The organism is Micromonospora sp. NPDC085948, assembly GCF_040686315.1.
GTDB lineage: Bacteria > Actinomycetota > Actinomycetes > Mycobacteriales > Micromonosporaceae > Micromonospora.
The window spans coordinates 535,640-554,767 of sequence record NZ_JBFBJW010000001.1; the positions used below are offsets into that span (position 1 = coordinate 535,640).

General features: G+C 72.0%; 17 protein-coding genes. 9 read left to right on the forward strand and 8 right to left on the reverse strand.

Annotated features, from left to right (window positions below; genetic code table 11):
- Positions 1-129 precede the first annotated feature (129 nt).
- Positions 130-768: a DUF998 domain-containing protein gene (locus AB0O48_RS02570; protein WP_357241521.1), complete on the forward strand. Its 639-nt coding sequence runs from the start codon at positions 130-132 to the stop codon at positions 766-768.
- Here the strand turns inward: AB0O48_RS02570 and AB0O48_RS02575 are convergent.
- A complete protein-coding gene (locus AB0O48_RS02575) occupies positions 725-2,128 on the reverse strand; it encodes an NAD(P)H-quinone dehydrogenase (protein ID WP_357241518.1) in 1,404 nt (467 codons plus the stop codon). The genes AB0O48_RS02570 and AB0O48_RS02575 overlap by 44 nt on opposite strands.
- 106 nt (positions 2,129-2,234) lie before the next feature.
- Between AB0O48_RS02575 and AB0O48_RS02580 the strand changes: the two genes are divergently transcribed.
- The gene (locus AB0O48_RS02580; protein ID WP_357241515.1) at positions 2,235-2,690 is read left to right on the forward strand and encodes a gamma-glutamylcyclotransferase; all 456 of its coding nucleotides are present in this window, start codon (positions 2,235-2,237) and stop codon (positions 2,688-2,690) included.
- Positions 2,691-2,765: 75 nt separating this feature from the next.
- On the opposite strand, the gene AB0O48_RS02585 is transcribed toward AB0O48_RS02580, so the two are convergent.
- The 3 genes from AB0O48_RS02585 to AB0O48_RS02595 all read right to left on the reverse strand — a co-directional run bounded on the left by AB0O48_RS02585 (position 2,766) and on the right by AB0O48_RS02595 (position 5,228).
- The gene (locus tag AB0O48_RS02585) at positions 2,766-3,509 is read right to left on the reverse strand and encodes a hypothetical protein (RefSeq protein WP_357241512.1); all 744 of its coding nucleotides are present in this window, start codon (positions 3,507-3,509) and stop codon (positions 2,766-2,768) included.
- A gap of 104 nt (positions 3,510-3,613) precedes the next feature.
- Positions 3,614-4,591 carry a hypothetical protein gene (locus AB0O48_RS02590; protein ID WP_357241509.1) on the reverse strand — a complete coding sequence of 326 codons (978 nt, stop codon included), beginning with the start codon at positions 4,589-4,591 and terminating at the stop codon, positions 3,614-3,616.
- A 4-nt stretch (positions 4,592-4,595) separates the two neighbouring features.
- A complete protein-coding gene (locus tag AB0O48_RS02595) occupies positions 4,596-5,228 on the reverse strand; it encodes an MBL fold metallo-hydrolase (RefSeq protein ID WP_365062493.1) in 633 nt (210 codons plus the stop codon).
- A gap of 93 nt (positions 5,229-5,321) precedes the next feature.
- Here AB0O48_RS02595 and AB0O48_RS02600 point away from each other — a divergent pair, with 93 nt between their 5' ends.
- A complete protein-coding gene (locus tag AB0O48_RS02600) occupies positions 5,322-6,320 on the forward strand; it encodes a DUF4349 domain-containing protein (RefSeq protein ID WP_357242376.1) in 999 nt (332 codons plus the stop codon).
- Here the strand turns inward: AB0O48_RS02600 and AB0O48_RS02605 are convergent.
- Both AB0O48_RS02605 and AB0O48_RS02610 read right to left on the reverse strand, forming a co-directional pair.
- A complete protein-coding gene (locus tag AB0O48_RS02605) occupies positions 6,277-7,536 on the reverse strand; it encodes an amidohydrolase (protein ID WP_357241503.1) in 1,260 nt (419 codons plus the stop codon). The genes AB0O48_RS02600 and AB0O48_RS02605 overlap by 44 nt on opposite strands.
- Before the next feature lie 438 nt (positions 7,537-7,974).
- Positions 7,975-9,558, reverse strand: coding sequence for a methylmalonyl-CoA mutase family protein (locus AB0O48_RS02610; RefSeq protein WP_357368557.1), 1,584 nt, complete (start codon positions 9,556-9,558; stop codon positions 7,975-7,977).
- A gap of 206 nt (positions 9,559-9,764) precedes the next feature.
- On the opposite strand from AB0O48_RS02610, the gene AB0O48_RS02615 reads away from it, so the two are divergent.
- Positions 9,765-11,828 carry a protein kinase gene (locus AB0O48_RS02615; RefSeq protein ID WP_365062496.1) on the forward strand — a complete coding sequence of 688 codons (2,064 nt, stop codon included), beginning with the start codon at positions 9,765-9,767 and terminating at the stop codon, positions 11,826-11,828.
- A gap of 47 nt (positions 11,829-11,875) precedes the next feature.
- Positions 11,876-13,552 (forward strand): phospho-sugar mutase, encoded by a 1,677-nt coding sequence (locus AB0O48_RS02620; protein ID WP_357241494.1) that lies wholly within the window; start codon positions 11,876-11,878, stop codon positions 13,550-13,552.
- A 9-nt stretch (positions 13,553-13,561) separates the two neighbouring features.
- Here AB0O48_RS02620 and AB0O48_RS02625 read toward each other — a convergent pair whose 3' ends face one another.
- Both AB0O48_RS02625 and upp read right to left on the reverse strand, forming a co-directional pair.
- The gene (locus AB0O48_RS02625; protein WP_357241491.1) at positions 13,562-14,239 is read right to left on the reverse strand and encodes a GPP34 family phosphoprotein; all 678 of its coding nucleotides are present in this window, start codon (positions 14,237-14,239) and stop codon (positions 13,562-13,564) included.
- Between the two features lie 75 nt (positions 14,240-14,314).
- On the reverse strand, positions 14,315-14,947 hold the full coding sequence (upp, locus tag AB0O48_RS02630; RefSeq protein WP_357241488.1) for a uracil phosphoribosyltransferase: 633 nt from the start codon (positions 14,945-14,947) through the stop codon (positions 14,315-14,317).
- A gap of 126 nt (positions 14,948-15,073) precedes the next feature.
- On the opposite strand from upp, the gene deoC reads away from it, so the two are divergent.
- The 4 genes from deoC (at position 15,074) to AB0O48_RS02650 (ending at position 19,123) form a co-directional block, all read left to right on the forward strand.
- The gene (gene deoC, locus AB0O48_RS02635) at positions 15,074-16,102 is read left to right on the forward strand and encodes a deoxyribose-phosphate aldolase (RefSeq protein ID WP_357241485.1); all 1,029 of its coding nucleotides are present in this window, start codon (positions 15,074-15,076) and stop codon (positions 16,100-16,102) included.
- A 6-nt stretch (positions 16,103-16,108) separates the two neighbouring features.
- The gene (locus AB0O48_RS02640; protein ID WP_357241482.1) at positions 16,109-17,539 is read left to right on the forward strand and encodes an aldehyde dehydrogenase family protein; all 1,431 of its coding nucleotides are present in this window, start codon (positions 16,109-16,111) and stop codon (positions 17,537-17,539) included.
- Positions 17,532-18,356: an aldehyde dehydrogenase family protein gene (locus AB0O48_RS02645; RefSeq protein ID WP_357241479.1), complete on the forward strand. Its 825-nt coding sequence runs from the start codon at positions 17,532-17,534 to the stop codon at positions 18,354-18,356. The genes AB0O48_RS02640 and AB0O48_RS02645 overlap by 8 nt, the downstream gene beginning before the upstream one ends.
- Positions 18,357-18,625: 269 nt before the next feature.
- The gene (locus tag AB0O48_RS02650) at positions 18,626-19,123 is read left to right on the forward strand and encodes a BlaI/MecI/CopY family transcriptional regulator (RefSeq protein WP_357241476.1); all 498 of its coding nucleotides are present in this window, start codon (positions 18,626-18,628) and stop codon (positions 19,121-19,123) included.
- The last annotated feature ends 5 nt before the right edge of the window (positions 19,124-19,128 follow it).

The window sequence follows — 19,128 nt, forward strand, 5'->3', positions numbered from 1 at the left end:
CGCGCATAAGGGCGACCGAAAGTGCAAGATCGCGGAAGGTGGGCCGGGGGTCTCTAGGGGTGGTTCCTCGGGGCGATTTCGGTGGGCTTCCCGGATCCGGCTGGGGTGGTCGCGGCGACAGGCTGAGGCATGCCTGGAACCCGGAACACCGGTCTGCTGGCCCTGGGCGGGATCGCCGTGGCGGCGCTGCTCACCGTGATCGGTCACCTCGAAGTCAACGACGACCTCAGCCCCTGGGCGCTGACCATCAGCGACTTCGCGGTCTCCGACCGGGGCGGCGTCATCGACGTGGCCATGGTGGTGCTCGCCCTCGCCACGGTGGCGCTGCTGTGCGGGCTGCGCCGCACCGGCCCACCCCGACCGCGCGCCGGGACGGCCGAGTTGCTGCTCGGCGCGTGGGTGGCCGGGCTGCTGCTCGCCGCGGTGGTGCCGACCAACGAGCCGGGTACCGCCATGACCACCGAGGCCTACCTGCACCGGTACGCCTCGGTGGTCGCCTTCCTGGCGCTACCGGTCAGCGGTTGGCTGCTCGCCCGCCGGCCGGCCCTGGCCCCCGCGGCCCGGACGCTCCGCACCCTCGTCCTGCTCAGCCTCGCCCTGGCGGCGGCCATGATCTGGTCCGCCTACCCCGGCGACCGAATGCTCATCGGACTGGCCGAACGCCTGCTCATCCTCACCGAGGTAGCCGTCCTGGCCACGGTGGCGGTGATCCAGACCCGGAGGGTCACTCCAGCTCGTGGAGCATCAGCTGGCGTGCTGCTTCGGTGATCGAGCCGGACAGCGACGGGTAGATGGTGATGGTCTGGGCCAGCTCGTTGACCGTCAGGTTGTTCTCCACGGCCATCGTGATCGGCAGGATCAGCTCGCTGGCCTTCGGGGCGACCACCACACCGCCGATCACCTGGCCGCTGGCCGGACGGCAGAACAACTTCACGAAGCCGTCGGAGAGGTCGTCCATCTTCGCGCGGGCGTTGCCGGACAGCGGCAGCATCACCTGCCGGGCCGGGGTCTTGCCCGCGTCCACCTCGTCCTGCGAGACGCCCACGGTGGCCAGCTCCGGGTCGGTGAAGACGTTCGCCGCGACGGTACGCAGCCGCAACGGGCGGACCGCCTCGCCGAGGGCGTGCCACATGGCGATCCGACCCTGCATCGCGGCGACGCTGGCCAACAGCAGCACCCCGGTGCAGTCACCGGCGGCGTAGATGCCGGGCACGTTGGTCCGGGACGCCCGGTCGACGGTGACGTAGCCGCCCCGGCCCAGCTCGACGCCATACTCGGTCAGGCCCAGGTTGGCCGTGTTCGGGATCGAACCGACGGTGATCAGCGCGTGCGAGCCGGTGACCCTGCGGCCGTCGGAGAGTTCCACCTCGACGCCGTCGGCGGTACGCCGGACCGCGTCGGCCCGGGAGTTGTTGAGGATCTCCATGCCCCGGTTGCGGAACACCCGCTCGATGGCGGAGGCGGCGTCGGCGTCCTCGTGCGGCATCACCCGGTCCCGGCTGGACACCAGGGTCACCTGGACCCCCATGGCCAGGTACGCGCTGGCGAACTCCGCGCCGGTGACACCGGAGCCGACCACGATCAGGTGCTCGGGCAGCTCCGGCAGGTCGTACACCTGGCGCCAGGTCAGGATGCGCTCACCGTCCGGTACGGCGGTGGGTAGCTGGCGGGGTGTCGAGCCGGTGGCCACCAGCACGGTGGTCGCCGCGATGGAGTATTCCTCCCCGCCGTCCGCGGGAGTCACGACGACCAGATGGGTGTGCCCGAGAGCGTCCTCGCCGAGCCGGGCGGTGCCGGCCACGAAGGTGACGCCGGCCTTGAGGAGCTTGGCGTGGATGTCGGCGGACTGCGCCAACGCCAGTCGCTTGACCCGCTCGTGCACGGCCCGGGCGTCGACGGTGACCGCCTCCAGGCCGTCCGAGTGCACCCCGAACTCCTCGGTGTCCCGGTAACCGGTGACCACCCCGGAGCTGGCGATGAAGGTCTTCGACGGCACACAGTCGGAGAGCACGCAGGCCCCGCCGGCACCATCGGCCTCCACCACGGTGACATCGGCGTCCAGCTGGGCGGCGACCAGCGCCGCCTCGTACCCGGCCGGCCCCCCACCGATGATCACGATCCGGCTCACAGCGTTCGCCCTTCGTCCAATTTCACAGTGACTTTGTTCTCCCGAGCGCATTCGACACGCACTGTCGTATTCTCCCCCACCCGTCCGCCGGGCTATCGTCATCGCCGTGCGTCATCACGCCGCCTACGGCTCAAATCTCGATCCCGCCCGAATGCGCGCCTACTGTCCGCATTCGCCGATGGTGGGCACCGGCTGGCTGGAAGGCTGGCGGCTGACCTTCGCCGGAGCGGACGTGATCGGCTGGGAGGGTGCGGTCAGCACCCTGGTCGAGTCGCCCGGTGACCGGGTCTTCGTCGCGCTCTACGACATCCACCCGTACGACGCGGGTCAGCTCGACCAGATCGAGGGGGTGACCGCCGGCACGTACCGCAAGCTGCACGTCCGGGTCTCCACCCTCGACGGCGACGTGACCGCGTGGATCTACGTCTTCAACGGGTACGAGGGCGGCCTGCCGACGTCGTGGTATCTGTCCGAGATCGCGAACGCCGCCGAGAAGGCGGGCGCCCCGGACGACTACGTCACCGAGTTGCGGTCCCGCCCCACCGGCACCGCGTCGGCCTAGCAGCGCGTATCGCACCTCCCCAGTCTGCTCCCGCCGTTGAGCGGAGCGCGGATCGGGTGCGACGAGGGTCGTCAATCACACACCGGCGGCGAGGTCGGCCCGGGTGCGGTGCAGCAACTCGACAAGCTCGGCGCCGGCAGCCGGACCGAGGGCCGTGAACGCCGGCGCGACGAGACGGTTGGTCACCGCCTCCGCCCAGAGTCGCCGGCGCACCAACGGTCCGATCGGCGGGTAGGGCGGCGACCAGCCGCAGGCCACCGCCCCGGCCTCCCCCTCCGGCCCGGCGAGCACGGCCTCCAGCGGGGTCATCCCGGCGGCGCGTACCGCCAGCAGGTAGGCACCGGTGAAGTGTTCCCGGAGCAGTCGCAGCCCGGCGGCGCTGCGGGCGCCGGCGGAGAGATCCGGCAGCGGCATGGCCCGCCACGCGGCGAAGAGCGGCATGGCGCTGGCGTCCGCCGCCACCACCGCACGCTCGACGAGGAACGCCAGGCGCTCGATGGCGGGCCGGGCGTCGAGCTGCTGCGCGCCCCAGCGGCAGCACTCGGCGAGGCTCGCCGTCGCCACCTCGATCGGCGGGACGATCCGGGCGGCGGCGTCCCACCCGTCGGCAACCGCGTCCGGGGCGATGAACCCGAGCGCCGCGGCGGCCGTCTCGGCCCGCACATCGCCAAGCGCGCCAGCCCGACCACTGATGTAGAACGCCCAGCCGGAGATGCCGAGCAGTCGGGCACGGCGCAACGTGGCCGGATCCCGGGTGAACGCGTCGCCGAGGTCGAGCACGACCGGCTTGCTGGCGGCAGCGACCTGCTCCGGTGTCATCCGAGCCGCCCTCTCGGGCAACCCGATCCATCGACCACGACGAGGCCCCGATCCGGGGTCACCCGCCCTGGACGGCCCGCACACTCGTCGTCGTCCATCGATGGTCAGTCTCCCGCGCCACCGCCCTCGTCCGCATCCCCCTCTTCGGCCGCCAACGCCTCGACCGCCGCCTCGACCTCGCCCGCGCGCCGCCGAGCCACGGTGACCGCTCGCTCGGCGGCTCGCCGAGCGAGCTTGGCCCGACTGAGATCCTGCTCGGCGACCGCCCGCCGCCGCTCCAGCTCGGCCAGTTCGGCCTCGATCCCATCGAGTACGGCAACATCGTCCCGCTCCTGTCCGGCCGCCTCGGTCAGCTCGGCCTCCGCGCGTTGCTGGTCGGTCCGGGCCTTGGCCAACTCCCGATCCAGGGCGCGGCGCTGCCGTGCCCGCTCCGCGCGGGCGGCCCGCTGCGCGGCCTGCTCGGCGCGCTCCGCGGCCCGATCCGGGCGGGGCACCGCCTCGGGACGCCCCCGCTGGGTACCCGGTCGGCGGGCGGGGCGTTCCTCCTCGGGCTCCTCCTCGTCGTCGCCGGTGACCAACCTCAGCTGCGGGCGGGGCACCTCGCCGAAGCCGGCGTAGCTGGCCGCCCGGAGCAGGCGGCCCGCCCGGACCTGCTCGGCGACGTCGACGTCGGAGAACGCCGCGTTCAGCGTCGACTCCACCTCGGCCAGTGGCAGCCGACCGGCCGGTGGCGCGTCCGACTCCGCCACCGCGAGCTTGCGAACCTCGGCGACCAGGGCGCCGACCACCGCCCGGCGCTGCGCGGACAACTCCCGCAGTCGAGGCCCGCGCAGCTCCCGCTGGGCCGTCCGCAGGGCATCAGCGAGCTGGACCAGGTCGGCGACCAGCTCCGGGCGTTGGATGGCGAGCAGGTTCACCAGCCAGGCCGCCACCGTCGGGCGACGTAGCCGGGCCAGTTGTCGGGCGGTGCCCGGGTCGCCGGCACGGCGGGCCTCGGCCACGGCGGCGTCCCGGGCGGCCACGAACCGGTCCGGTGGGATGCGGTAGAGCTGCTGCACTAGCTCCGCTGACGGGCCGGGCATCGGATCAGACGTCCACCCGGGTACCGGGCTCCAGCCGCTGGTACTCGGTGCCGGACAGCGCGGTGTACTGCCCGTTCAGCACGCGCAGACCGTTGTCGTTGAGCAGGCCGTCGTGCAGGGCGTACGCCCGCCGGGGCGCGACCGCGCGGATGAAGTCGAGCACCTCGGAGAACTTCGACCAGGGGGCGTGGATCGGCGCGAAGAGCGTGTCGACGGGTGTCTCGTCGGGCACCACCAGGGAGTCGCCCGGGTGGTAGACCACGTCGTTGATCAGGTAGCCGAGGTTGTCCACCACGGGGATGTCGGGGTGGATCACCGCGTGTCGCCCCCCGTACGCCCGGACGGCGACCCCGGCGGCGGTGAACGACTCGCCGGGCGTGACCGGGTGCAACACCTCGGCGGTGTCGCCCAGGGTCTCGGCGAGTGAGGCCGGCCCGTGGATCGGGAACGGTCGCCGGTCGAGCTGCTGGCGCACCGCGGCCAGGTCGAGGTGATCGGAGTGCAGGTGGGTGATCAGCACCGCGTCCGCGCCATCCAACGCCGTCGCGGAGTCGCCGAACACCCCGGGGTCGACGACGAGCACTCCCCCGTCGTGTTGCACCCGGAGGCAGGAGTGGGCGTACTTGGTGAGCCGCATCGTGACTCCTCGATTATCGAATCGTGACGTCCTCAGCGCAGTCTGCCGGAACCAGCCGACGTGTGCGCCACGTCCGAGCTATCGCCACACCGGATCACGACGAGGGGAGCGGGGATGGACGGACAGGCGGTACGACGACGCGGCACACTGCTGGCGGTAACGGCGCTGGCGGCGGCGCTGGTGTTGACCGGGTGCGGGGCCGGCGACAGTGGAACGGCGGACACCGCGGCCGCCCCACCGGCGGTGGACCGCGACGCTGCGCGGGACAACGCGGCGGTAGCGCCCGAGGCGGCCAAGGCCGGGGACCGGCAGCAGGCCGGGGCCGGGGCGCCCCAGGAGGCCGGCGCCGGGGCACCGGACCTGCGGGTCGACCAGCGGGCCATCATCTACACCGGTTCGATGCGGGTGCAGGTGGACGATGTGGACGCCAAGGCCCGCGAGGTGAGCGCCCTGGTCGCCCGCGCCGGTGGCTTCATCGGCGGTGACCAGCGGCGCAGTGCCGGTGCCGACGCGGTGGCGGAGTTGCAGTTGCGGGTGCCGGCGGAGAAGTTCACCGAAGTGGTGGACGAGATCGCGAAGCGCGGGAGTCAGCAGAGCCGGGAGATCAGCACCGAGGACGCCACCGAGGCGATCGTCGACCTCGACGCGCGTATCACCAGTCAGCGGGCCAGGGTGGAGAGCGCCCGCCGGTTGCTGGCCCGCGCCAGCTCGATCACCGACCTGGTGTCGTTGGAGAACGAGTTGGGTCGCCGCGAGGCCGACCTGGCGTCGTTGGAGGCCAAGAAACGACGACTGGCCGACCTGACCGCGCTCTCCACGATCACCGTGACACTTGTCGGGCCGGCGGCCAAGGCCACCGAGGAGGAAGCCGAGACCGGCTTCCTGGTCGGGCTCAAGGGCGGCTGGAGGGCGTTCGTGGCCTCGTTGACCGTCCTGCTCACCGTGCTGGGGGCACTGCTGCCGTGGCTGCTGGCAATCGGCGTACCGGTGGCGGTGCTGCTGTTGGTGCTGCGTCGCCGGAAGAGGACCTCGATGCCGACCGCTCCGGTCAGCGCGCCGCCGCCAGTGCCCGCAGCGCGGTCTGCACCATGACGCGTACGCCGGCGGGGATGGCCCGCTCGTCCACGTCGAAGCTTGCCCGGTGCAGGTCGACGTTGGGACCCGAGCGACCCACCCCGAGCCGGGCGAGGGCGCCGGGGACGTACTCCAGATACCAGGAGAAGTCCTCGCCGCCCATGCTCTGCGGCGTCTCGGCGATCCCCTCCGGGCCGAGCGCGGCGGCGGTGGCTGCGGTCAGCACCTGGATGGCCCGCGCGTCGTTGGACACCGGCGGCCGGCCGCGCAGGTATTCCAGGTCGACAGTGGCGCCGGTCGGCGCGATCACGTCCCGGACCACCTGAGCGACGATCTTGGGGGCCAACTCCCACGTGTCGCGGTCCATCACCCGCAGGGTGCCGGAGGCGCTCGCCTCGGAGGGGATGACGTTGTAGCGGGTGCCGGCCGAGGCGTGGCCGAAGACCAGCAGTAGGCCACTGTTGGCCGGCACCCGGCGGCTGACCAGGGCGGGCACCTCGGTGACCAGCCGGCCGAGCGCGTCGACCAGGTCGACGGTCAGGTGCGGGCGGGCGGTGTGCCCGCCCGGGCCGGAGAGCCGGACGGTGACGTTGTCGGCGGCCGCGGTGATCGGGCCGACCCGCAGGCCGACCTTCCCCACCGGCAGGTTCGGGTCGCAGTGCAGCGCGAAGATCTGCACCACGTCGTCCAGGCCGCCGGCCTCGATGACCTCCAGCGAGCCGCAGGGCAGGATCTCCTCGGCCGGCTGGAAGATGAGCCGGACCCGTCCGTCCAGCTCACCCAGGTCGGCGAGCTGGGCCAGCAGCATGCCGACGCCGAGCAGGATCGTGGTGTGCACGTCGTGGCCGCAGGCGTGGCAGACGCCCGCCACGGTCGACCGGTAGGGCACGTCCTTGGAGTCGTCCAGGGGCAGGGCGTCGATGTCGGCGCGCAGCGCGACCACGGGGCCGTCCGGCCGACCGTTGATGTCGCAGATCACGCCGTTGCCCTTGGGCAGCAGGCGCGGGTTGAGCCCGGCCAGCGAGAGCTCGCGGGCGATCAGGGCGGCCGTCTCGAACTCGTTGCCGGACAGCTCTGGGTGCGAGTGGAGGTGACGGCGCGTAGCGATCAGCCCCGGTACGCGGAGGGCGAGGAGGTGGTCCAGTTCGCGGGGCAGCGGTTGGGAGCCTGGCGGCGTCTCCAGCCAGGACGACGCCAGCTGGCCACCTGTGGGCAGCGTCAACGCACTCGTCACGTCGAATTCTCGATCACTAGAAATGGATGGATCATCGGGGACAGCAGACAGCCTAGACCTCCGACGGTGACGCTGCGCAACCTCGTTACGGTAATGATCAGACCGCGCAGCGTCAGGTACGCCCTGTTCGGAGCGCTCGGAGATGTGTGGGACAGCAGGTAGATCGCTGTCGAACGCCGACATCCGCCCCTCACCTCCTACAACGCGTAACCAATCGCGGCGGCCCAGGATCTGGCGGAACACGCGCGGATCCAGGTGTAAATTGTCGCATTAGTCGGGGTGATGAACTGACACTCCGACAATTAGCCGACCACACCCGCAACCAGCCGGATAGGGACGCTCACATGTAGCCGCCCACCGCGGGCGCACACCGTGTGCGTCCGCGCTCCTCCGATCCGGTACCCGCCCAGCCCGACGGACACACCGCGACCGCGAGGGTCAGAAGCGATCGGTGGGCCGGTACAGCCCCCAGACCTCGCGCAGCGTCCCGCACACCTCACCCACGGTGGCCCGGGCCCGCAGCGCCTCCTTCATCGGGTAGAGCACGTTGTCCGAACCCTCCGCGGCGGCCCGCAGGTCGGCGAGTGCCCGCGTCACGGCCGCGCCGTCACGCTCGGAGCGCAGCCGCGCCAGCCGCTCGGCCTGACCCGCCTCGATCGTCGGGTCGACGCGCAGCGGCTCGTACGGCTCCTCCTCGTCCACGGCGAACCGGTTGAGCCCGACCACCACCCGCTCACCCGAGTCGATCTCCTGCGCGATCCGGTACGCGGACTGCTCGATCTCCCGCTTCTGGAAACCGGCCTCGATCGCGTCCACCGCCGAGCCGTGGTCGGCCACCCGCTCCATCAACTCGAGCGCGGCGGCCTCGATCTCGGCGGTCATCGCCTCCACCACGTACGACCCGGCGAACGGGTCGACGGTGGCGGTCAGGTCGGTCTCGTACGCCAGCACCTGCTGGGTACGCAACGCGAGCCGGGCCGCCTTCTCGGTGGGCAGCGCGATCGCCTCGTCGAAGCTGTTGGTGTGCAGCGACTGCGTGCCGCCGAGCACCGCGCCCAGCCCCTGCACCGCCACCCGGACCAGGTTCACCTCCGGCTGCTGCGCGGTGAGCTGCACGCCCGCGGTCTGCGTGTGGAAACGCAACATCATCGACTTCGGATCCTTCGCGCCGAAGTCGTCGTGCATCAGCCGGGCCCAGATCCGCCGGGCGGCGCGGAACTTCGCCACCTCCTCCAGCAGTGTGGTGCGGGCCACGAAGAAGAACGACAGCCGGGGCGCGAAATCGTCCACCGCGAGCCCGGCGGCCAGCGCCGCCCGCACGTACTCCACGCCGTTGGCCAGGGTGAACGCGATCTCCTGCGCGGGCGTCGCGCCGGCCTCGGCCATGTGGTAGCCGGAGATGGAGATGGTGTTCCACTTCGGCACCTCCTTGCGGCAGTACGCGAACGTGTCCGCGACCAGGCGCAGCGACGGCTTCGGCGGGAAGATGTACGTGCCCCGGGCGATGTACTCCTTGAGGATGTCGTTCTGGATCGTGCCGTTGAGCGCCGAGCCGGGCACCCCGTTCTCCTCGGCGACGAGCTGGTAGAGCAGCAGCAGCACCGAGCCGGGCGCGTTGATGGTCATCGAGGTGGAGACCTTGTCCAGCGGGATGTCGGCGAAGAGCAGCCGCATGTCCTCGATGGAGTCGATGGCGACACCCACCTTGCCGACCTCGCCGTGCGCGATCGACTCGTCGGAGTCGTAGCCCATCTGGGTCGGCAGGTCGAACGCGACCGAGAGGCCCATCGTGCCGGCCCGCAACAGTTGGTGGTAGCGCGCGTTGGACTCGGTGGCGGTGCCGAAGCCGGCGTACTGGCGCATGGTCCACGGACGGGAGGTGTACATGGTGGGGTAGACCCCCCGCGTGTACGGGAACTCGCCGGGGGCGCCCAGCCGGGAGTCCAGGTCCTCCGGAAGGTCCGCGCCCGTGTAGACGCCCTTGATCGGAAAACCGGACTCGCTTGACCGCCGTTCGTTCATCCCCGGATGGTAGGTCGTGCGGGCACGGCATCGGGTGAGGGATACCGCACAGCCCGTTCCGAGCCGTCGACAGCAGGTGAACCGCATGGCACTTTCTGTCGACTTCGACAAACGTCCGTCGCGTCGGCTTTCGCATCGGGCGTCGGAACCAGCAAGATAGGGGGGTTGTGTCCCAGCCCCCCTCGATTTCCCCCGGTGGCTTTTCTGTGACTCAGATCCCGACGTGGAGCGGCGGACCAGTCAGTCCCGCCAACGGCCGCGCAGCACCCGGCACCACCATCGGTGGCCGGTACTCGCTGCGGTCCTCGGTGGGCAACGGCGGCATGGGCACCGTGTGGCGTGCCACCGACACCCTGCTGCGCCGTGACGTGGCGGTGAAGGAGGTCGTCCTGCCTCCGGGGCTGGCCCCCAGCGACCGCGACGCCATGTACGAACGCACCCTGCGCGAGGCGCGGGCCGCCGCCGCCATCCAGCACCCGGCCGTGGTGCAGGTGTACGACGTGGTCACCGAGGCCGGCCGGCCGTGGATCGTGATGGAGCTGCTGGACGCCCGCAGCCTCGCCGACATGGTGATCGAGGACGGGCCGGTCGCGCCCCGCGCCGTCGCCAAGATCGGCATCGCGCTGCTCGGCGCGTTGGAGGTGGCGCACGCGATCGGCGTCCTGCACCGCGACGTCAAGCCGGCAAACGTGCTGATCTGCTCCGACGGGCGGTGCGTGCTCACCGACTTCGGGGTCGCTCGGATGCCCACCGACGTGCAGCTCACCACCCCCGGGATGGTGCTCGGCTCACCGCACTTCATCTCGCCCGAGCGGGCCATGGGCCAGGAGTTCGGTCCGCCGAGCGATCTCTTCTCGCTGGGTGTGACGCTCTACACGGCGGTGGAGGGGCGACCCCCGTTCGACAAGGGTGACCCGATCGAGACCATGCACGCCGTGGTCGAGGACCCACCGGCCCCGCCGCAGCGCAGCGGCCCGCTGACCCGCGTGCTGATGGGCCTGCTGGAAAAGGACCCGGCCCGCCGACTGGATGTGCACACCTCCCGGGCCATGTTGCGCGAGCTGCTCGCCGGCCCGCTGGGCAGCACCGCGACCGCGGTGCACTCGGTCACCGACCCGTACGCGGTGGTGCCGGTGCAGCAGCGCCCTCCGGTGCCGGTCCTCCCGCCGCCCCCGGCGGAGCCGAAGTCGGACAAGCAGATCGGTGGCCCGGCGATGCTGGCCCCGGACGAGTCCCTGACCGATCGGCTCGCCGCGCTGCGCCGGGGCGAGCGCCCCCGGCCGGCCACCGCGGCCGGTGCCACCGGGTTCGACGAGACCAGCGCCGACGTGTTGGCCGGCCCACTGCACACGCCCACCGGCGCGATGCCCGGCCCCGGCCAGCCACCTCCCCGGCACACCTACGGTGGCAGCGCCGACACCACTCAGCGGGTGGACGCCGGCGGGCACCCGGACGCCACCCAGCGGGTCAACTACGGCAGCCCCGCCGATGCCACCCAGCAGGTCGGGTACGGCGGCGCACCGGAGGCCACCCAGCGCATCGGCGGCACCTACGGCGGCGGCAACCAGTGGTCGGTGCCCGGCACCGGCCAGCCCTGGGCCACCTCGCCCGCCCCTGCTGGCGGCGGCGCCCTCGGCAAGGCCCGTGCCACCGGTGGTCAGCTCGTCAGCACGGTCAAGGGCTGGCCCCGCAAGGTGCAGCTCGCCGCGGCCGGCGGGTTGGCCGTCGTGCTGCTGCTCACCGTGGTGGCCCTCACCAGTGGCGACGATCCCCCGCCGAACACCCCGGCGGCGCAGCCGACCGCGTCCGCCCCGGCGGCCTCCACGGTCGAGATGCAGGAGCACGTGGCCCGCGGCATCCAGGTCATGGTGCCGAAGGGCTGGAAGAAGGCCACCGGCCCCTCGTACACCGACTACACCGACCCGGAGGACAGCGGTCGCAAGGTCCGCATCATCACCGAGAAGTGGTCGAGCGACGCCAACCGCTGGGCGGAGACGGCAGCGAACGGTCTCATGACCCGGAGCACCTCCTGCGTCAAGCCGTACCAGCAGCTCAACGCCACCGAGACCCAACTGGACAGCAAGCCGGCCGCCGAATTCGAGTACACCTGCGGCGAGGGCGACGTCATGCGGCACGGCGTCTGGCGTGGCGTGGCCGAGGGCGGCAAGGCGTACTCGTTCTACCTCACCTCGACGAACGCCAAGTTCGCGGAGAGCAAGCCGATCTTCGACGAGATGGCCAGGACGTTCAAGCTCACCGGGGCAGGCTGAGCCGAGGGAACCGACAGCGGTGATCCGCCGCCGTGCTATCAAGAGGCATGGCGGCGGACACCACTGACATCGACGACATTCGCGAGCAAGCCCGGCGCTGGCTGGCCGACGACCCCGACCCGGCCAGCCGGGACGAGCTGACGGCGGTGCTCGACCGGCTGCCGGCGAGCGCCCCGGAGCTGGCCGACCGGTTCGCCGGTCCGCTGACCTTCGGCACGGCGGGCCTGCGCGGACCGCTGCGCGCCGGCCCGAACGGCATGAACCTCGCCGTGGTCACCCAGGCCGCTGCCGGCCTGGTCGGCTGGCTCGCGGCCCAGGGTGGCACCGGCCCTCTGGTGATCGGGTACGACGCCCGGCACGGCTCCCGGCAGTTCGCCGAACGCACCGCCCAGGTGGCCACCGGCGCGGGCCGGCCGGCTCTGCTGCTGCCCCGCCCACTGCCCACCCCGGTGCTGGCGTACGCGGTACGCCAGCTCGGCGGGGTCGCCGGAGTGATGGTCACGGCCAGCCACAACCCGCCCCAGGACAACGGCTACAAGGTCTACCTCGGCGCGGAACTGGGCGGTGAGCTGGGTGCCGGCGCGCAGATCGTGCCGCCCGCCGATGCCGGTATCGAGGCGGCCATCCGGGCGGTCGGCCCACTGACCCAGGTGCCGTTGGGTCCACCCGGGCAGGTGCTCGGTGACGACCTGGTCGCCTCGTACGTGGAACGGGCCACCGCGGTGATCGACCCGGACGGACCCCGGGACCTGACCGTGGCGTACACGCCGCTGCACGGGGTGGGCGCGGCGGTGCTCACCGCCGCCTTCGCCAGCGCCGGTTTCCCGGTGCCCGGTGTGGTGCCCGACCAGGCCGAGCCGGACCCGGCGTTTCCCACCGTGTCGTTCCCCAACCCGGAGGAGCCGGGGGCGGTGGACCGGTTGATCGCGCTGGCCGACTCCACCGGCGCGGACCTCGCCATCGCGAACGACCCGGACGCGGACCGGTGCGCGGTGGTCGTCCGGGACAGCACGGGCGGCGGGCAGGGCTGGCGGATGCTGCGCGGCGACGAGGTGGGCGTGCTGCTCGCCGACCACCTGATGCGCCGTGGGGTGACCGGGCTCTACGCCACCACGATCGTGTCGTCGTCACTGTTGCGGGCGATGTGCGCGGCCCGGGGCCTGCCCTACGACGAGACGCTCACCGGCTTCAAGTGGATCGTGCGGGCCGGCGGCGGCAGCGCACCGCTGGTCTTCGGCTACGAGGAGGCGCTCGGTTACTGCGTCGCCCCGGAGCACGTACGGGACAAGGACGGCATCACCGCGGCGCTGACCGTGGCCGAACTGGCCGCCGGCCTGAAGTCGCAGGGCCGCACGTTGACCGACCGGCTGGACGAGTTGGCCGCCGAGTTCGGCGTTCACCACACCGACCAGCTCTCCGCCCGGGTGGACGACCTGCAAGTCATCACCGACGCGATGGCCCGGATCCGGGCGGCCACCCCGACCACCCTGCTCGGGCAGCCGGTAGACAGCGTGCGGGACCTGCTACCCGAGTCGGACGTGGTGATCCTGCGGACCGCGGTGGCCCGGGTGGTGATCCGCCCATCCGGGACCGAGCCGAAGCTCAAGGCGTACCTCGAGGTGGTGGAGCCGGTGCCCGACCGCGACGTCGCCGCGGCCCGGGCCCGCGCGGAGTCGGCGATCGCGCAGCTGCGCACCGAGATCGCCGCGGCTCTGGGACTCTGACCGGCGGGGTCAGCGGCGGGGGCCGAGGGCCTGGTCGACGGCCCGGCCCAGGGCGGCGACGACCAGGCCGACCGAGGGGCGGACCACCGAGTCGTCGGTGCTCACCTCGCCGGAGAAGCCGGCGCCGGTGGCGATCTCCTCCAGCCGGCGGCGCGCGTCCGCGGCGGTCTCGCCGTCCACCCCGAGCGCGGACTCCATCCGCAGCACCACGACCAGGGTGGCCAGCGCGGCGGTCCGCTCGTCCGGGGCCGCCGCGCCGGTCAGCGCCTCGGCCAGCCGCTGCCGGGTCTCCGCCTCCACCGTGGCGTCCACGACCGGGTAGCGGTGCACGTGGATGAAGCCCAACTCGGTCTCGTCGACGTCGCGGACCACACCCTGGCTGCACAGGTCGCCGAGAATCCGGTCCCGCAGGCCGTGCCGCAGGCGCTGCACCCAGGAAGCCGGACTGTGCGGGGTGTCGGCCGCGACCCGACCCAGCACCTCGTCCGCGACCGGCTCGCCGGTGGGCGTCGGGTCGATCACTGCCAACGAACCGTCGGCGTACGCGATCCGGCCGGCCAGGGCCAGCTCGACCAGCACCGCGGCGGCCATGCCCAGGTCCAGGCTGATTCGCGGCATGGTCGCCTTGCCGGTCGTGTCGTCGTAGGCGAGGAGCAGCAGCTCCTTGGCGAGAGCAACACCAGTCATGGCCGGAGACGGTAGCGGGTCCGTGCACACCGCGCACGGACCCGCCCGACCCGACACCGACCGGGTGTACCGCCCTCAGAACCGGGGCATGCCGCCGAACTGGCGGTCGCCCGCGTCCCCGAGCCCGGGGACGATGAACATGCGGTCGTTGAGCCCCTCGTCGATCGAGGCCGTGACCAGGCGCAACGGCAGGCCAGAACGTTCCAGCCGCTCGATGCCGACCGGCGCGGCGAGCACGCAGAGCACGGTGATGTCGGTGCAGCCGCGGTCGGCCAGCAGCCGACAGGAGTGCTCCAGCGAGCCACCGGTGGCCAGCATCGGGTCGAGCACCAGCACCGGCAGTCCGGCCAGGTCGCGGGGCAACGACTCCATGTACGCGCGTGGCTCGTAGGTCTCCTCGTCGCGGGCCAGACCGACGAAGCCCATCGAGGACTCCGGCAGCAGGCCGAGCGCGGCGTCCGCCATGCCCAGGCCGGCCCGCAGCACCGGGACCAGCAGCGGCGGGTTGGCCAGCCGGGTGCCCTCGGTGCCGGTGACCGGCGTCTGCACCGGGTACCGCTCGACGGGGAAGGTGCGCGCCGCCTCGTACACCAGCATGGTGGTCAGTTCGTGCAGCGCCGCCCGGAACGTCGAGGAATCGGTGCGCGCGTCCCGCATGGCGGTCAGTCTCGACTGGGCCAGCGGGTGGTCAATGACGTGTACGTCCACGATCGCTCAACCTACCGGTCCGCACGTCCCGCCGGTGCGGGTGCGGTCGGACCAGCGACGCCGCTCACGTCCGGCGAGCCGCTGTGAGCAAGATCACGCGGCTTTCCGGTGCGTAGACTTCGGGGCATGACGGCGACAACGACGTCGGCCCGGTCGGAGCTCTCCGAGCTGGGACGATCCGAGACCGCTCTGCGGACCTTCCTCCACGGCCTACCGGGCGTGGACCAGGTCGGCGCGGAGCAGCGGGCGGCACAGCTCGGCACCCGATCCATCAAGACCACCGCCAAGGCCCAGGCCATCGACCTGGCGATCCGGATGGTCGACCTCACCACCCTGGAAGGGGCGGACACCCCGGGCAAGGTGCGGGCGCTCGCCGCGAAGGCGCTGCGACCCGACCCGGCCGACCCGTCCTGCCCGCACGTCGGCGCGGTCTGCGTCTACCCGGCAATGGTCCCGTACGTCGCCGAGGTGCTGCGCGGTTCTGCTGCCGGGTCCGGGCGGCCATCCGGCGAGCCGGGACGTGCGGGCGGCGCCGCGCCGGCCGGACTTGGCATTGTGCACCTGGCCAGCGTGGCGACCGCTTTCCCGTCGGGCCAGGCGCCGCTGGAGATCAAGCTGGCCGACACCCGGGCCGCCGTCGCGGCCGGCGCCGACGAGATCGACATGGTGATCAACCGGGGCGCGTTCCTGTCCGGGCGCTACCAGGAGGTCTACGACGAGATCGTGGCCACCAAGGAGGCCTGCGGGGACGCCCACCTCAAGGTGATCCTGGAGACCGGCGAGCTGGCCACCTACGACAACGTGCGGCGGGCCTCCTGGCTGGCCATGCTGGCCGGCGGCGACTTCATCAAGACCTCCACCGGCAAGGTCCCGGTCGCGGCGACGATGCCGGTGACCCTGGTGATGCTGGAAGCGGTCCGCGACTTCCGCGAGGCGACCGGGCGTCAGGTGGGTGTGAAGCCCGCCGGTGGCATCAAGACCACCAAGGACGCGATCAAGTACCTGGTGATGGTCAACGAGACCGTCGGCCCGGACTGGCTCGACCCGGACTGGTTCCGCTTCGGCGCGTCCAGCCTGCTCAACGACCTGCTGATGCAGCGCACCAAGCTGACGACCGGCGTCTACTCCGGTCCCGACTACTTCACCCTGGACTGATAGCCGATGTTCGAATACGCCCCCGCCCCCGAGTCCCGCTCGGTGGTGGACCTCAAGCCCTCGTACGGGCTGTTCATCGACGGCGCGTTCGTCGATCCGACCGACGGTGGCAGCTTCAAGTCGATCAACCCCGCCTCCGAGGAGGTGCTGGCCGAGATCGCCGAGGCCGGCGCCCAGGACGTGGAACGCGCGGTGCGCGCGGCCCGCAAGGCGTACGACAAGGTCTGGGGTCCGATGCCCGGCCGCGACCGGGCGAAGTACCTGTACCGGATCGCGCGGCTGATCCAGGAGCGGTCCCGTGAGCTGGCCGTCCTGGAGTCGCTGGACAACGGCAAGCCGATCCGGGAGTCCCGGGACGTCGACCTGCCGCTGGTCGCCGCGCACTTCTTCTACTACGCCGGCTGGGCCGACAAGCTCCCGCACGCCGGTTTCGGCGCCAACCCGCAGCCGATCGGCGTGGCCGCGCAGGTCATCCCGTGGAACTTCCCGCTGCTCATGCTGGCGTGGAAGATCGCCCCGGCGCTCGCCGCGGGCAACACGGTGGTGCTGAAGCCCGCCGAGACCACCCCGCTCACCGCGCTGCTGTTCGCCGAGATCTGCCAGCAGGCCGACCTGCCGGCCGGTGTGGTCAACATCGTCACCGGCGCCGGCGACACCGGTCGCGCCCTGGTCGAGCACCCCGGCGTGGACAAGGTCGCCTTCACCGGCTCCACCGAGGTCGGCCGGGCCATCGCCCGGTCCGTCGCCGGCACCCGCAAGAAGCTCACCCTGGAACTGGGTGGCAAGGCCGCCAACATCGTCTTCGACGACGCGCCCATCGACCAGGCCGTCGAGGGCATCGTCAACGGCATCTTCTTCAACCAGGGGCACGTCTGCTGCGCCGGCTCCCGCCTCCTGGTGCAGGAGAACGTGGCCGACCGGGTCCTGGAGTCGCTGAAGCGGCGGATGGCCCAACTGCGGGTCGGCGACCCCCTGGACAAGAACACCGACGTCGGCGCGATCAACTCGGCCGCCCAGTTGGAGCGGATCCGCGAACTGTCCGACGCCGGTTCCGCCGAGGGCGCCGAGCGCTGGTCACCGCCGTGCGAGCTGCCCGACCGGGGCTTCTGGTTCGCGCCCACCATCTTCACCGGGGTCACCCAGGCCCACCGGATCGCCCGCGAGGAGATCTTCGGCCCGGTGCTGTCGGTGCTCACGTTCCGCACGCCGGCTGAGGCCGTCGAGAAGGCCAACAACACGCCGTACGGGCTGTCGGCCGGCATCTGGACCGACAAGGGCTCCCGCATCCTGTGGATGGCCGACCGGCTGCGCGCCGGCGTGGTCTGGGCCAACACGTTCAACAAGTTCGACCCCACCTCGCCGTTCGGTGGCTACAAGGAGTCGGGCTACGGTCGCGAGGGCGGCCGGCACGGGCTGGAGGGGTACCTCAATGTCTGAGCGGGTCGCCGTACGCAAGACGTACAAGCTCTTCATCGGCGGGAAGTTCCCGCGCAGCGAGTCGGGACGGTCGTATCTCGTGCAGTCCTCGAATGTGTCACTGGCCTCCCGCAAGGACGCCCGGGACGCGGTGGTCGCCGCCCGCGCCGCCGTGAAGGGCTGGGCCGGCGCGACCGCGTACAACCGGGGTCAGATCCTCTACCGGGCCGCGGAGATGCTGGAGGGCCGCCGCGAGCAGTTCGTCGCCCTGGGCATCCCCGGCGACGAGGTGGACGCCGCGGTGGACCGCTGGGTCTGGTACGCCGGCTGGGCCGACAAGCTCGCCCAGGTGTACGGCGGCGCCAACCCGGTCGCCGGCCCGTACTTCAACCTCTCCGCGCCCGAGCCGACCGGCGTGGTCGCGGTGGTCGCCCCGGAACGCCCGGCGCTGCTCGGCCTGGTCAGCGTGATCGCCCCGGCGATCGTCAGCGGCAACACGGTGGTGGTAGCGGCGTCCCCGTCGGAGCCACTGGCCGCGGTGACACTGGCCGAGGTGCTGGCCACCTCCGACCTGCCCGGCGGGGTGGTCAACATCCTCACCGGCGCGATCACCGAGACCGCGCCGGCGTTGGCCGCGCACATGGACGTCAACGCGATCGACCTGACCGGGGTCACCGACGCCGCGCTCGCCACCGACCTGGAGGTCAGGGCGGCAGAGAACCTCAAGCGGGTCCTCCGACCGGCGCCCGCCGACCACGACTGGTCGACCGACCCGGGTCTGGGCCGGATGACAGTCCTGCTGGAGACGAAGACGGTGTGGCACCCCAAGGGGGTGTGATGTCGTTCCCGGCCTTGTGGTTTTCCGGGGAGCCCCACCCGCTCCGGGCGGTCAGGCTTGATCCCTGCGCGGGTGGGGCTCCCCGGAAAACCTGACCTGGGCCGGGTTCGTCGGGTGGGTCAGCTCACGGGTTCTGCCTCGGATTGGGTTGCGGTGGCGATCATGGGGTTGACGGGGTTTTTGATCTCGCTCGGCCCGGTCAACCTCATGATCACCGTTGGCGAGAGGTGGGAGGGGTGGGGGTCTACTACCGGGGGTAGGATTACGGTGTGACTCGGTTGGGCGATCTTGAGCGTGCGGTGATGGACGTGTTGTGGGACGTGGTCCCCGGCACGTCGGATGGTGTGACCGTGCGCGAGGTCGCCGACGCGCTCGATGGCCGGGAGTTGGCGTACACGACGGTGATGACCGTGCTGGACCGGCTCGCCGGCAAGGGCATGGTGCAGCGCGAGCGCGAAGGTCGGGCCTGGCGGTACCGGCCAGCGGCCAGCCGCGAGGCGCACATCGCCCAACTCATGCTTGACGCCCTCGACCTGGGCGGCAGCCGGGACGCCGCGCTGGTGCGCTTCGCCCGTTCGGTCACCGGCACCGAGGCCGAGGTGCTGCGCGCGGCGCTGGGGAACGAGGCCGGGCTGGGCACCGCCGCCGGTGGCACGGGTGCCGCCGGACCGAACGCGCCGAGCCCGGCCGGGTCGGGTGCCGACCTGACCGACCGGGTGGACGGGCCGGCGGGCCGGCGACCTGCCGGCGAGGCAGCGGAGCGGTAGGGCGA